This window comes from Lichenicola sp., from assembly GCF_965198575.1.
In the GTDB taxonomy this organism is placed as follows: Bacteria; Pseudomonadota; Alphaproteobacteria; order Acetobacterales; family Acetobacteraceae; genus Lichenicola.
The window spans coordinates 1086768-1100320 of the sequence record NZ_OZ240671.1 but is presented as its reverse complement, the minus strand read 5'-3'; the positions used below and the strand labels follow the sequence as shown (position 1 = coordinate 1100320).

Sequence of the window (13553 nt, the reverse complement as noted above, 5' to 3'; positions counted from 1 at the left end):
CATTGCGCCATGCCGGCAGCAGTCTGCTCCGCAAATTCGAGACTCTCTCCGTTAACGATCTGTTTACTTCGTTACGCTAGGAGATCATTCAGCGAACGCCAGTTTCACATCGGGACCGGAAGTCTCCGAACGGGAGTGCACATGCCGGCCAAGATCCAATCCCTGATGTCCCGCACGAGAAGCATCTGCATTGCTTCCAGCGTGGCCGTCATACTTTTCCTGCCGTTTCTCGCACCCGCCGCAACAGCAGCGACGATGTCGGCCAAGGATGCGCAGATCATCGCCAAGGCGATCGGCTTCCTGGATCCATCGCCATCGGGCGGTGTGGTCGCAGTCGCCTATGATGCGAGCAACCCGGCCTCGAAGACAGATGCCGACGCGATCGTCGGGCTGTTTGCGGGCGGTCTTGCCGAAGGCTCGAACTCGGTCACCGCAAAGGCCGTCGATGCCGGCACGCTTGGAGACGGCAGCGGCTACATCGCGGTGATCCTGGCGCAGTCGGCGAGTGCGGACAAGGTGATGGCGGCCGCGAAGGCGCATCACATCCCCTGCATCAGTGCGGAGGCATCGCAAGTGCAAGCTGGCACCTGCGTGATGTCGGTGTCGTCCGATCCGAAGGTCGACATCACCGTCAACCACGCGGCCGCACAGGCCACCGGTGTGTCGTTCCAGTCCGCCTTCCGCATGCTCATCCACGAAATCTGATCTTACACAGGACGTTATGAAAATGTTGAAACGCTCCCACGTAAGAACACTCCTCGCCAGCGTATCGATGCTGTCGATGAGCGTCGGATATGCCCGCGCGCAGTCGGTCGACTACAGCACCATGGAACAGATGTTCGGCGAACCGATCACCACGTCGGTCACCGGCAAGCCACAGCGTGCGTCGGACGCTCCCGGCGACCTGACCATCATCACCCAGGACGACATCCGCCACTCGGGTGCCGACAACATCCCGGACATCCTGCAGTTCATCCCCGGGATCGACGTCCGCCAGTACAGCTTCGGCGACACCCAGGTCGGCGTGCGTGGCTATGATACAGGCCTGAATCCGCGGCTGCTGGTGCTGGTGAACGGCCGCCAAGTCTATCTTGACGACCAGGGCTATGTCGCCTGGAACCTGATCCCGGTACAGCTCGACGAGATCCGCCAGATCGAGGTCCTGAAGGGCCCGAACTCTGCCTTGTTCGGCTTCAACGCCGCAAGCGGTGTCATCAACATCATCACCTACGATCCGGTGCTGGACACCGTGGACAAGGCGACCGCGCGTGGTGGAACCCAGGCTTACGGCGCCGGAGACGCAGTTGGAACCTGGCATATCAGCAAGACCGCTGGTGTGCGCGTTTCCATCGGCGGCTGGACAGCGAACAATTTCAGCCAGCCAGGCGAAGGCGTCGTCGGACCGTCTCCCCGCTACGCCAGCGTCAATATCGATGGACGCTGGCAGGTTACGTCCAACATCGAGCTGCGGGCATCCGGCGGTTATACGGACGCGCACACCTTGCGGTTCATCTCTGATGGATCGCTCTCCGAAGCGCAGAACCAGGTGAACTTCTATCGGATCGGTGGCGCCGACGTAACCCGAGCAGGGACCTTCGACCTGGACTTCTATCGCAACCAGTCCCTGAACAACTACGGCCTGATCTCGGACAACAATGACTACATCGTCAGGCTCACCGATCTCCTGAAGCTGGATCCGAGTAATACTATCCGTGTTGGCCTCGAATATCGAAATAATAGCATCAGCGGACAGCTCTATGGCGGCACGGTCGGATACTCGAACTACGCCATGAACGGGATGTGGGACTGGCAGATCTCTCCGACGCTCGATATGACGAACGCTGCGAGAATCGACTACCTGACGCTCGACTATGCCGGCGACCTCATCACCCTTCCCGGACGCACACTGGACGCCTATAACGACCGCACCATCACCGCGCCAAGTTTCAACTCAGGCCTGGTGTACAAGCCTAATGATGTCGACACGATCCGCCTTACTGCGGGACGCGGGCTTCAGATCCCTTCCTTGATCGCCTTCGGTATCCAGTTGAACAATCCACCGCTCCTGCTGGCTGGCTCGCCGAGCCTTGACCCGACTGCGGTCTGGAACGCTGAACTGGCCTATGACCGGACGATCGCTCTGATCGGCGCAACCGTGTCCACGTCGGTATTTTTTCAACGCAACACCAACCTGATAGCTCCTGCCGGCAATTCGCCCTTCAGCTTCTCGAACGGTTCGATCATCTCGGAGTCCAATAATGTCGGCTCAAGCAACGAGATCGGCTTCGAGGTCGGCCTGAAAGGCAAGACCAAGGGCGGCTTCCGGTGGAATGCCAGCTACCGATATGCCTCGATCACGCAGGACCTGACCGCCGGAGCGACGGCCGACGCCAATGCCTATACGAACTACGTTGACGGAACGCCAAAGCACGAGGTCGTCCTGGGGGGTGGCTATACGCTCGGCAAGATCGAGATGGATATGCAGGGGCGCTGGCAGTCCTCATACACGGACTACTCCTTCGGCACTCCTGCCTCCCTGCCGCTGGTTGTCGGCGACTATGTCAGCCTAAATGCCCGGATCGGCTACAAGGTGACGAAATACCTGACCGTCGCGGGTACCGCCGAGCAGTTCAACTTGGCCCAGCAGATCGAGTCCGCGGGTGAGTATGTCGAGCGACGTTTCTTTGCTACCGCGACTTTCGGCTTTTGAGCCGAGAATTCAGACTTCGTTAAACTTCTACGGGCAGTCTGTGCCCGTAGCATGACGATTGACCGCTAGGATCGAAATACTGATGCGTGTTCTCCGGGTTTCCGACTGGCCGTTCATCATCAAGCTGTCGCTGGCGCCGGTCATGACGCTCCTTGCCCTGTTCATGATCGTGCTGATAGCGAGCCGAAGCCTGAACGGCAGCGCCTCGACCATGGACATGATGCTGGATGCGGGTAGCTCGTCCCGGGAGCTCAGCCAGGTTGCCAGCGAGGTCCAGACGATCAACGGCGAGCTGTTCCACGTTCTGACCCTGAACGCCGCCAAGACCAAGGGACTCGATGCGACGGCCGCGCTGAAGCAGCTGCTTCCGGCCATCGATAAGGCCGCTGCCAATCTCAAGGCTTGGGAATCGAGGCACGCCACCGTTGCTCAGAAACCTCACGTCGAGGAGTTGATCGCCGGTATCGTAAAGTATCGTGGCGCGATCGACTGGGTGGACCAGATGCTCGACATCGATTTCGCGTCGAGCGTCTCGTTCCTCAGCCCTTTCGACAGCAACTACCGGCTTCTCATCGACGGCCTCGACGGCCTCGTCAAGGAGCAGACCCATATGGCGCAGATCGCGGCGGACACCGCCCGGAAGCGGGGCGAGCATTCCAAGCATGTCTTCACGACCACTGCGGTCGCCGCGTTGCTGGCCGTGCTTTTGGTCACCGGCCTGCTGATCTGGACGACCTTGAAATCCGTGCGCACCATCGCCGAAGCGACCTCGCGCCTGGCGGGCGGTGATACCGCAACCGAGCTCGACCAGCTGAAACGCCGCGACGAACTCGGCGCGATCGTTCTCGCCCTTTCGGTGTTCCGTGACAATCTGCTCAATGTCGGCGCGCTGAAGAGCGAGCAGGAGCAACAGGCACGCGCCAGCGAGATCGATCGCCGTGCGGGCCTGGCGCGAATGGCCGATAATTTCGAGAGCAGTATCGGCAGCATCGTCCGCGATGTCGTCCTGGCAGCCGGCGAGATGCAGGAAGTCGCCCAGGGCATGAGCGTCGCCGCCGATCGAACGAACCGGCGTGCCAGCGACGTTGCCACCTCGGCTGCCACGTCGAGCACCGGTACCCAGGCGGTCGCCGCCGCGGTGGAACAACTCGCCGCGTCCAGCCGCGATATCGGACGCCAGGTCAGTGCCTCGAGAAAGGCCAGCGACCAGGCAGTCGAGGAAGCCCGTCGAACCGACAAGAGCGTACAGTCGCTGACCCAGGCGGCGGTGCGCATCGGTGAGGTCGTCGAGCTCATCTCCGGCATCGCCACTCGCACCAACCTGCTCGCCCTGAACGCAACGATCGAGGCCGCGCGGGCCGGAGAGGCCGGCCTCGGGTTCGCGGTCGTGGCAGCCGAGGTCAAGACGTTGGCCCAGCAGACCAGTGGCGCAACGGCCGAAGTGACCGCGCAGATCATCCAGATCCGCGCAGCCACCGATGGTGCCGTCGCCGCCCTGCGCAGCATCACCGGCACAATCCAGGAGAGCAGTGCCACGTCGGTCTCGATTGCCAACTCGGTCGGTCAACAGAGTGACGCGACGGCGGATATCGCCCGCAACGTGCAGGAAATGGCGTTGAGCACGCATGACGTCACGCAGACCATGGCTGAGGTCAGCGTCGCGGTGAACGATACCGGGCGCTCTGCCGACCGGGTGCTCAACTCAGCCCGCAAGCTCACCGTCCAAGCCAACGACCTCACCCTGAGAGTCGATTCCTTCGTCAAGGAAGTCAGGGCGAGCTGACCCGGTCGCCCCGGGGCCCGGTGGATGCGTACCGGCGGCGTCCGGGAAGGGCGGTGGCACACGGCTCGACTGTACCCGGCACCTCGCCGGCGGCTCGAATGGCGTTTGCCGAAGCTGCTGGCGTTGCCCCCCGGATGACAGCATTCTCATTCAGCCGTCATTGTCGCGCAGGAGCCGCAGGTGCAATGAAGCCTCATTGGCCCCGCGCAATGATGGCGCTGGCACGGTCGCGCCGACGATCGGTTCATCCTGGAGAAGCTCATGCGTCACACCATGCTGGTCGGGTTCACGATGGCGCTGCTGTCCGGCATCGCAACCGCAGCGCCGGCGCTTGCGGTCGAGCCTGCGCTGCAGGCGGCGTTGCAGGCGCCCACGCGCACTCCGAAATTCGTCGCCCGGGACGCGAGTCGGCACCCGGCCGAGGAGCTCGCGTTCTTCGGCGTAAAGCCCGCGTCGACGGTGGTCGAGATCTGGCCCGGCGGCGGCTACTGGACGCAGATCCTTGCACCCTATCTGCATGACCACGGCACCTACTACGTCGCGATGGGCGACCCGAGCAGCAGCGACGAGGCGGAAGCGGGTTTCGCGATGTCGCCGAAGTTCCACCAGATGCTGGCCTCCGACCCCGCCGTGTACGGCAACGTCAAGCCGACCATCCTGGCGTCCCACCATCCTGACCTGGCGCCCCCCGGCAGCGCCGACGTCGTGCTCACGTTCCGCAACCTGCATAACTGGATGAACCAGGGTGACGCGCCCGAGATGCTCGCGGCGATCCGGCAAGCTCTGAAGCCGGGCGGCATCCTGGGCATCGAGGACCACCGCGCCAACACCCGGACCCCGCAGGATCCGACCGCGGCAAGCGGCTATGTGCGGCAGGATTACGCGACGGCGCTGGTCGAGAAGGCCGGGTTCAAGCTGGTCGGGTCATCTGAGATCGACGCCAACCCGCGCGACACCGCCGACTGGCCGAAGGGGGTGTGGACCCTGCCGCCGGTGCTGGCGATGGGCCAGACCGACCGCGCCAAGTACCAGGCGATCGGAGAGGCCGACAACTTCGTGCTCAAGTTCCGGAAGGTCGGAAGCTGATCTCGTCCCATCCTGCCGTGATCGGGTCACGCGCGCGGCCGCCATGCGTCAGCGACTGGCGAACGACGCGGGCTGCCCGGCGTTTGGCCCGCGCAACTCGAGGGACTGGTGAGTATGAGCAAGGACGTGACGACCTGGTATGTGGTGGCCGACGGTGGCAAGGCTCGCATCCTCACGCTGGAGGGCGGTGCCATGCGCACGCTGCAGCATTTCGACAATAGCGGTCATGGCGATACCGACATCGATCCGAGTGCCGGCACCAGCCAGCTCAAGGCGCCGAAGGCCGATCCGCACGACCAGGCCAAGCAGCACTTCGCCAAACAGGTCGCTGCCCGTCTGAACGAGGCGGTTCGCACCGGCCAGGTCGACGAGTTGGTGCTCGCAGCGTCGGCGCATGTCCTGCACGACATCCGCGAGGAGCTGAACAAGGCGGCAACCGCCGCGCTGAAGACCTCCCTCAGCAAGGACCTGACGAACATCTCGGATCACGATCTGGCGTCACACTTCGCCTGATCGCTCCGGCCGCTGTGAGGCACATACGAGGCGGTGGCGGGCGAACCGAACCGCAGCCGCCTCGTTCCTGATTTCGTTCGGCGATCGGATCGATCGCCCCACCATCCGGAGGTTCATGATCTTGAGCTTGTCGTCGATTTCGGTCGCTCTCACCCGTCGTAGTGGAATGGCTCTGGCGTTGCCGTTGCTGATCGCTGCGTGCGGCCAGGCTGACGCTCCGACCAAGGCGGACATCCAGCAGGTGATCCAGACCCGCATGCAGGCGGCCAACCAGCAGACCTCCAACAGCACCCTGGGCTTGTTCAGCGGACCGTATGACGTGAATGATTTCAGCGTGACCGGTGCCGACTGCACGGCCAAAGATAACGGCGTCTATGCCTGCGTCGTGACCGCGGTCACCAAGAAGGGCACCAACACCGCCCAATTGCAGTTCAAGAAGGTCAACGGCAGCTGGACGCTCGTGGTGGCCTGATCATCGAACTGGGGCACCGGTCCACTCGATGACATGATCAGAGAGCGCCGGCCGTCGCGCCGGCGTCACCGGCTCACGTGGCGTGCCGACGAACAGGAAGCCAGCGAGTGAATGGGGCGGCTCGAAACCGAGGGCAGCCTGCACGTGACCATCATATGAATTTGCGCCGGTCACCCAGATCGCCCCGAAGCCCTCGGCGTGAATCGCATTCAACAGGTTCATCGCGCCGGCCGCCACCGACATCAGTTGCTCGATCTCCGGCACCTTGTGGTCCGGCCGCAGGTGCGCCCCAAGCCCGATGATCAGCGGCGCGCGCAGGAACTTCCCCCGCTGCTTCTCGATCATCGGCGGCGTCACGTCGGGATCACGATACTGCAGGGCCTTGGCGACAATATCCGCCAACACGATACGGGCCTGGCCCCGGATCAGCACGTAGCGCCACGGTGCCAACCGCCCGTGGTCGGGAGCGCGCAGTCCGGCCTCGAGAATGCGCTCCAGCACAGGCCCGTCCGGCGCCGGATCCTGCAACGACGAGGTGGATACACGGTCAAGCAGGGCGTCGATCGCTCGCATGCGGGGCTCCCGGATCTGGGCGGTGGAGACAGCAGGTCCAGGCGGTGCGGGCCCAGGACGGGCGGACGGATGTCAGTCCCGCGGCGGCCAGGCGATCTCGACATGCCCCAGGTCATGACCGTGCAACCGGGCCACCGTCAGCGCCGCCGCCGGCAACGACCAGGCGAGCACGCCCGGCTTCAGAATACGAGGACTGGCGAGCGACCGGCCCGACATGGTGAGCACCCGTGCAAATACCCGCAGTGCCTCGGCCAGCGCCCCCCGCATCTCGCGCGCCGGCATCAGCCGCGATACCGCCTGGTCCAGCAGTGGATCCTCGGCATGCTGCGCCGCCGCCAGGGCGCTCAGCAGCACACGTTCATCCGGGGTCACCGCTTCGTCCCCGGGCATCGCCACGTCGATCGGCCGGGAGGCGAGCACCGGACCGGGGTCGACCGCCTTCTGGATCAGCAGCGCTGCGTGATCCATGGCGGGGATGTCGTGGAAGTTCGCCGGGCTTGTGCCACGCGGTGCGAGGATCCGGCGGAGCAGCCTGATCGCGACCCGCTCACCCTCTGCCATCGCCGCCACCCGGAGAGGCAGTTCGGCACCACTGAATTCGTCCTTGGCCACATTGTCACCAGTGCCACTGGATCGGTTCATGCGGATGCCTGCCCCAGATCGAGAGCCCGCATTCAGAACCGCTCGCAACCAGGAGGCAAGCCGAAACTTGCCCCTGCTGCGCGCAGCCTATCCGGCGTGGGCGAGTGCAGCGTCGAGGCTGTCCCGCAGCGGCGATTCCTCGACCGTCACGTCGGGGGCAAACCGGCCGATCACGCGACCGTCGCGGCCGACCAGGAACTTCTCGAAATTCCACAGGATGTCGCCGTCACTGGACTCGACGCCATGCTTGGCCAGTCGTTCGCGCATGGTGCCGTCGGGCTTCTCCTGCGCCTTCGGGGCCGCCCCGAGCAGCGCAGCGTAGAGCGGATGACGCTCCGGACCGTTGACCTCGATCTTGGCGAACAGGGGGAAATCGACACCGTAGGTGGTGCTGCAGAATTCCTGGATCTCGGCCTCGGTGCCGGGCTCCTGGCCGCGGAACTGGTTGCAGGGGAATCCCAGCACCACCAGCCCATCCGCCTTGTGTGCGCTGTAGGCGCGCTCGAGCGACTCATATTGTGGCGTCAGCCCGCACTTGGAGGCGACATTCACCACCAGGACAACCTTGCCGGCATAGTCGGCCAGCGTTTCGGTGGTTCCGTCGATGCGCTGCAACGCGATGTCGCTGAGTTCGGCCAAGGTCGTGCCTCCATGCAATGAGGGCCGGAAGGTGGCGCGCCCGGGCTCGACCTGCAAGCGCGGGTCGCCTGACTAGTAGAACCCCGGACCGAATCCGGCGCCGAAGCCCGGACCCCATGGGCCACCCCAGGCACCGAAACTCCAGCTCGGATCGCTGTACATCTCAGCCGTCAACTGCTGCTGGTTGGCCAGCTGCTGCTGGAACATCTCCTGCTTGTACGTCGAGTACGCCTGCGCCGACCCGACATAGAGGCAGCCGCACACCAGCGGGTCGGAATAGAGATAGATGTAGTTTCCGCCAGCCGGCCGCATCACGAACTTGTCGGGCGGCAGCTTCTGCAGCATCGCCTGGCGGGCAGGGGTGTCGGCCGGACGGGCCACGAACCCGGCAGCGGCGAGCTTGTCCTCCTTGTCGGCCACGCGTTCCTGTTGCGTGGCGCAGGCGGCCAGTAGGAGCGGCGCGCCGAGGGCAGCGGCACAGAGGCTCGCGCGGAGAGTCCGGATCATCGGGGTGTCCTCATGCCAGGGGGTGCGATGTCCTCACCGACCACCGATCAAGACGCCGCAGCAGGGCTCGCGTTCCACGCGGGGAGTGGCCTCGCTCTGGTCGATCCTGTAGGGAATGGCGTCATGGACGTCGTAGAAACCCACCCGGAAACCACGTCGCACGGCGTGCAGCAGACTGGCCGGCAGGCCTCGGTCCATCGCGTCACCGGCGAGACCGACATCGCGCTGTCGCTGTCGCTGGACGGCACCGGCCGCTCGCAGATCGAGACCGGCATCGGCTTCCTCGACCACATGTTGACGGCCCTCGCCCGGCACGCCCTGTTCGATCTCGAGATCAGGGCGATCGGCGACCTGCATGTCGATTTCCACCACACCACGGAGGATATCGGCATCGTGCTGGGCCAGGCGCTGACCCAGGCGATCGGCACCAAGGCCGGCATCCGTCGCTACGGCCACGCGGTGGTGCCGATGGACGAGGCGCTGGTCGAGGCGGCGATCGACATCTCCGGCCGCTCGTTCCTGGTGTGGGACGTGCGCTTTCCCCGCGACAAGATCGGCGAGATGGACACCGAGCTGTTCGAGGAGTTCTTCCGCGGCTTCTCGTCGAACGCCGGCCTGTCGCTGCACGTGACGCAGAAGGCCGGCCACAACAACCATCACATCGCCGAGGGCTGCTTCAAGGCCGTCGCCCGTGCCCTGCGCGCCGCGACCGAGCCGGATCCGCGCACCGCCGGCGTGATCCCCTCGACCAAGGGCGTGCTGTGAGGCTCTTCAGCACGCACTTCCCCATCCCCGACCAGGCCCGTCCGGAGCAGCCGCCGGTGCTGGTGCCGGAGGGTTTCTCCTGGTCTGGCCTGGTGTTCAGCTGGGTCGTGCTGCTGCGGCCGGGCAGCTGGCTGGTGGCGATGCTGGCTGGCCTTGCGGCTGTGCTGATCGGGTTGCTGATGCGTGTCGTTCCCGAAGCGTGGGTGCTGCTTCCTGGGCTGCACCTGGTGGTGGCCCTGTTCGCGAATGACTGGCGGCGGTGGGAACTGGGCCGCGCCGGCTACGTGGCGGGCCCGATCGTGGCCGGCCCCGACCAGGGCGCGGCGTTGCTGCGACTGCTCGATCTGCGCCCGGACCTGGTCGGATCGCCTGCTGCCGCGTCATGAGCGGGACATCCCAGGCCAGGCGGAGTTTCGGCGGCCGGGTCGCCGTCATCGATTACCAGGGCGGCAACCTGGCATCCGCGTCGCGTGCGCTGCAGGAGGCCGCTGATCGCGCCGGGATCGCGGTCGAGGTGCGGGTCACGTCCGACCCGGCCTGGGTGCGCGACGCCGACCGGATCGTGTTGCCGGGGCAGGGCGCGTTTGCCGACTGCGCGCGCGGGCTCTCCGCGGTTTCGGGCCTGCGTGCGGCACTCGAGGATGCGACAGCGGCCGGCGTCCCGTTCCTCGGCATCTGCATCGGCATGCAGCTGATGGCCGAACGCGGGCTCGAGCACGGCGAGACGCCCGGCCTCGGCTGGATCCAGGGCGAGATCGCGCCGATGCTGGTGCCCGGCCTGCGGCTGCCGCAGATGGGCTGGAACGAGCTGGTGTTCACGCCGGGCGGCCATCCGCTCACCGAGGGTCTCAAGCACGGCGACCACGGCTATTTCGTGCACTCGTACGCGCTGTCCGGCTTCGATCCGGCGGATCTGGTCGCCATCACCCGATATGGCGGCGACGTGCCGGCCCTGGTGGCGCGTGGCAACCGTGCCGGGACGCAGTTCCACGTCGAGAAGAGCCAGCGCGTCGGCCTGCGCATCCTGGCCAATTTCCTGCGCTGGGATCCGGGCCACCCGGCCGGGCGCGCCTGACCATGCAGGGCGACGAGCACACGCCGAAGCGGCCCGGCCTTCCGGGGGAGCGCACACTGTCGGCGGACCGGGTGTCGACGCTCAGCGACGACGACATGCAGGCGCTGTGCGAGGCGACCAACGCGGCGATCCTGGATGGCGGCGGCTTCGGCTGGGTGACATCTCCCGGCAGACGTGTGCTGGAGCAGTATTTCCGCGGCATCCTGCTGGTGCCGGAGCGGGCGCTGTTCGTCGGCAGGCTGGATGGCAGCATCGTCGGCGCCACCCAGCTGCTGCGCCCGGCCCGCAACAACGAGGCGCAGGCGATGGCCGCCACCCTCATGCACAGCTTCATCGCCCCCTATGCGCGCGGCCACGGCCTGGCCCGGCTGATGACCGAGGCGGTGGAGGAGGCGGCACGCGCCCTCGGCTACCAGGTGCTGAACCTGGACGTGCGCGAGACCCAGAGCGCGGCGATCGCGCTGTACCAGAGCCTCGGCTACCACCATTGGGGCACGCATCCGCATTACGCACGGGTCGGCGGCGAGACAGTCGGCGGCTACTTCTTCACCAAGCTGCTGCAGGAGGCACCTTTGCCGCCGCTGGAGACGCCGGTGGTGGCGAAGCCCGAGCAGGTGCCGGCGCTGCCCCCGACCCGGGCGCAAACCAGGGCGCACACCAAGTCCCGGAACAGACCGAAAGCCGACAAGCACGTGCCGATCCCCCGCCCGCTCACCTTGTATCCCGCGATCGACCTCAAGGACGGCGCCTGCGTCAGGCTGCGTCGCGGCGAGATGGACGACGCCACGGTCTATTCCGACGATCCCGGCGCGCAGGCGCGGGCCTGGGTGGCGGCCGGGTGCCGCTGGCTGCACGTGGTCGACCTCAACGGCGCGTTCGCCGGCCACTCGGTCAATGCGGAGGCGATCGAGGCGATCATCGAGAATGCCGACGTGCCGGTGCAGCTCGGCGGCGGCATCCGCGACATGGCGGCGATCGAGCGCTGGCTGTCGGCCGGCATCGCCCGCGTCATCCTGGGCAGCGCCTCGGTCAAGAACCCCGAGCTGGTGCGCCAGGCGGCCCGCGCGTTCCCCGGTCGCATCGTCTGCGGTATCGATGCGCGCGATGGCCGCGTCGCGACCGAGGGCTGGGCGGAAGTGTCGGACCTCTCGGCGATCGAGCTCGGCGTGCGGATGCAGGATGCCGGGGTGGCCGCCATCATCTTCACCGAGATCGCCCGCGACGGCATGCTGACCGGGCTCGACATCGAGCAGACCTGCGCCTTGTCGGCCAGGCTGTCGACGCCGGTGGTGGCGAGCGGCGGCGTCGGCCGGATCGAGCATCTGCAGGCGTTGCGTGCGGCGTCGGTGCATTTCACCGGCATCGAGGGCGTGATCGTCGGGCGGGCGCTGTATGACGGCCGGATCGAGCCACGCGAGGCGCTGGAGGTGCTGGGCATGCCCGAACCGCGTCATCCGGAGCAGCCCTGAATGCTCAAGCTGCGGGTGATCCCGTGCCTCGACGTCAAGGACGGGCGGGTCGTGAAGGGCGTCAACTTCGTCAGCCTGCGCGATGCCGGCGATCCGGTGGAGCAGGCGGCGGTGTACGACGCGGCCGGCGCCGACGAGCTGACCTTCCTCGACATCACCGCCAGCCACGAGCAGCGCGACACCATCCTGGACGTGGTCAGCCGCACCGCCGCGCGGATCTTCCTGCCGCTGACCGTGGGTGGCGGCGTGCGTTCCACCGAGGACATGCGCCGGCTGCTGCTCGCCGGCGCCGACAAATGCAGCATGAACTCCGCGGCCGTTGCGCGACCCGAGCTGGTATCGGAGGCGGCGGCGAAGTTCGGCAGCCAGTGCGTGGTGGTGGCAGTCGATGCGCGCGCCGACGGCCATGGCGGCTGGCAGGTGTTCACCCATGGCGGCCGCACCGGCACCGGCATGGACGCGATCGCCTGGTGCCGGCGGGTCGCAGCGAGCGGCGCCGGCGAGATCCTGCTGACCAGCATGGACCGCGACGGCACCGGCCAGGGCTTCGACCTGGCGCTGCTGCGGGCGGTGTGTGACGCAGTTCCGGTGCCGGTGGTGGCGTCCGGCGGCGTCGGCGAGCCCGGGCATTTCGTCGAGGGCGCCGAGGCGGGCGCATCCGGACTGCTCGCCGCCAGCGTGTTCCATTTCGGCAGGCTCTCCATCGGCCAGGTCAAACAGGCGCTGCGTGACGCCGGCCTGCCCGTCCGACCACCCGCTTCCAGCCAGGACATGCCGGTTTGACCAAACTCCCGAAGCGCGCCGGCAAGACCACCAAGAAGGTGCTGCCACGCGAAAAACCAGCCGCCTCGCGCAAGGCCGTCGCCAAGCCGGCCGCGGTCAAGAAGAGCGTGCCGAAGAAGGGCATCCTCCGCAAAGCCGTGCTCCGGGAAGCGGGGCGCGCCGCCGCGGTCGACATGGCGGGCGCCAATGCCGGCGTGCTGGACCGGCTGTTCGAGGTGGTGACGTCGCGGCGCAATGCCGATCCGAACATCAGCCATTCGGCCCGGCTGCTGTCGCGCGGCACGGCGAAGGTCGCGCAGAAGTTCGGCGAGGAGGCGGTCGAGTGCCTGATCGAGGCGGTCGCGGGCAACAGCTCCAAGCTGATCGGCGAGAGTGCCGACGTGCTCTACCACCTGATCGTGCTGTGGGTGGATGCCGGTGTGAACCCGAGCGAGGTGTGGTCGGAGCTGGAGCGGCGCGAGGGCACCAGCGGGATCGCCGAGAAGGCGTCGCGGCGGACGGCACTTCCGGCGCCGCGTGGAGAGGGAGAGTAGCGT

16 protein-coding genes are annotated in these 13553 nt (G+C 66.3%); 12 read left to right on the top strand and 4 right to left on the bottom strand.

Going from position 1 to position 13553, the window contains the following annotated elements:
* Nucleotides 1–9: 9 nt before the first annotated feature.
* From ACOEQ2_RS05265 to ACOEQ2_RS05240, 6 genes are all read left to right on the top strand, one after another.
* Complete coding sequence (locus tag ACOEQ2_RS05265) at nucleotides 10–705, top strand: hypothetical protein (protein ID WP_419730332.1); 696 nt, start codon at nucleotides 10–12, stop codon at nucleotides 703–705.
* Nucleotides 706–727: 22 nt separating this feature from the next.
* Entirely contained in the window at nucleotides 728–2710 is a 1983-nt protein-coding gene (locus ACOEQ2_RS05260) for a TonB-dependent receptor plug domain-containing protein (RefSeq protein ID WP_419730331.1), read from the top strand.
* Between the two features lie 211 nt (nucleotides 2711–2921).
* A complete protein-coding gene (locus tag ACOEQ2_RS05255) occupies nucleotides 2922–4493 on the top strand; it encodes a methyl-accepting chemotaxis protein (RefSeq protein WP_419730330.1) in 1572 nt (523 codons plus the stop codon).
* A 261-nt stretch (nucleotides 4494–4754) separates the two neighbouring features.
* Complete coding sequence (locus ACOEQ2_RS05250; protein WP_419730329.1) at nucleotides 4755–5579, top strand: class I SAM-dependent methyltransferase; 825 nt, start codon at nucleotides 4755–4757, stop codon at nucleotides 5577–5579.
* Nucleotides 5580–5693: 114 nt separating this feature from the next.
* Nucleotides 5694–6092: a host attachment protein gene (locus ACOEQ2_RS05245; protein WP_419730328.1), complete on the top strand. Its 399-nt coding sequence runs from the start codon at nucleotides 5694–5696 to the stop codon at nucleotides 6090–6092.
* A gap of 115 nt (nucleotides 6093–6207) precedes the next feature.
* Entirely contained in the window at nucleotides 6208–6564 is a 357-nt protein-coding gene (locus ACOEQ2_RS05240) for a hypothetical protein (RefSeq protein ID WP_419730327.1), read from the top strand.
* Here the strand turns inward: ACOEQ2_RS05240 and ACOEQ2_RS05235 are convergent, their stop codons facing one another.
* The 4 genes from ACOEQ2_RS05235 to ACOEQ2_RS05220 form a co-directional block, all read right to left on the bottom strand.
* A complete protein-coding gene (locus ACOEQ2_RS05235; protein ID WP_419730326.1) occupies nucleotides 6565–7137 on the bottom strand; it encodes a nitroreductase family protein in 573 nt (190 codons plus the stop codon).
* A gap of 72 nt (nucleotides 7138–7209) precedes the next feature.
* Nucleotides 7210–7779, bottom strand: coding sequence for a hypothetical protein (locus ACOEQ2_RS05230; protein ID WP_419730325.1), 570 nt, complete (start codon nucleotides 7777–7779; stop codon nucleotides 7210–7212).
* Nucleotides 7780–7866: 87 nt separating this feature from the next.
* Nucleotides 7867–8418 carry a glutathione peroxidase gene (locus ACOEQ2_RS05225; protein WP_419730324.1) on the bottom strand — a complete coding sequence of 184 codons (552 nt, stop codon included), beginning with the start codon at nucleotides 8416–8418 and terminating at the stop codon, nucleotides 7867–7869.
* Nucleotides 8419–8490: 72 nt separating this feature from the next.
* Nucleotides 8491–8925, bottom strand: a complete 435-nt coding sequence (locus ACOEQ2_RS05220; protein ID WP_419730323.1) for a hypothetical protein — start codon at nucleotides 8923–8925, stop codon at nucleotides 8491–8493.
* Nucleotides 8926–9048: 123 nt separating this feature from the next.
* Between ACOEQ2_RS05220 and hisB the strand changes: the two genes are divergently transcribed.
* The 6 genes from hisB to ACOEQ2_RS05190 all read left to right on the top strand — a co-directional run bounded on the left by hisB (nucleotide 9049) and on the right by ACOEQ2_RS05190 (nucleotide 13550).
* On the top strand, nucleotides 9049–9690 hold the full coding sequence (gene hisB, locus ACOEQ2_RS05215; RefSeq protein WP_419730322.1) for an imidazoleglycerol-phosphate dehydratase HisB: 642 nt from the start codon (nucleotides 9049–9051) through the stop codon (nucleotides 9688–9690).
* Complete coding sequence (locus ACOEQ2_RS05210; RefSeq protein ID WP_419730321.1) at nucleotides 9687–10076, top strand: hypothetical protein; 390 nt, start codon at nucleotides 9687–9689, stop codon at nucleotides 10074–10076. Before hisB ends, ACOEQ2_RS05210 begins: the two co-directional genes overlap by 4 nt.
* Nucleotides 10073–10765, top strand: a complete 693-nt coding sequence (hisH, locus tag ACOEQ2_RS05205; protein WP_419730320.1) for an imidazole glycerol phosphate synthase subunit HisH — start codon at nucleotides 10073–10075, stop codon at nucleotides 10763–10765. The genes ACOEQ2_RS05210 and hisH overlap by 4 nt, the downstream gene beginning before the upstream one ends.
* A 2-nt stretch (nucleotides 10766–10767) precedes the next feature.
* Nucleotides 10768–12234 (top strand): 1-(5-phosphoribosyl)-5-[(5-phosphoribosylamino)methylideneamino]imidazole-4-carboxamide isomerase, encoded by a 1467-nt coding sequence (gene hisA, locus ACOEQ2_RS05200; protein ID WP_419730319.1) that lies wholly within the window; start codon nucleotides 10768–10770, stop codon nucleotides 12232–12234.
* A complete protein-coding gene (gene hisF, locus ACOEQ2_RS05195) occupies nucleotides 12235–13017 on the top strand; it encodes an imidazole glycerol phosphate synthase subunit HisF (protein WP_419730318.1) in 783 nt (260 codons plus the stop codon).
* A gap of 137 nt (nucleotides 13018–13154) precedes the next feature.
* The gene (locus ACOEQ2_RS05190) at nucleotides 13155–13550 is read left to right on the top strand and encodes a phosphoribosyl-ATP diphosphatase (protein WP_419731140.1); all 396 of its coding nucleotides are present in this window, start codon (nucleotides 13155–13157) and stop codon (nucleotides 13548–13550) included.
* The last annotated feature ends 3 nt before the right edge of the window (nucleotides 13551–13553 follow it).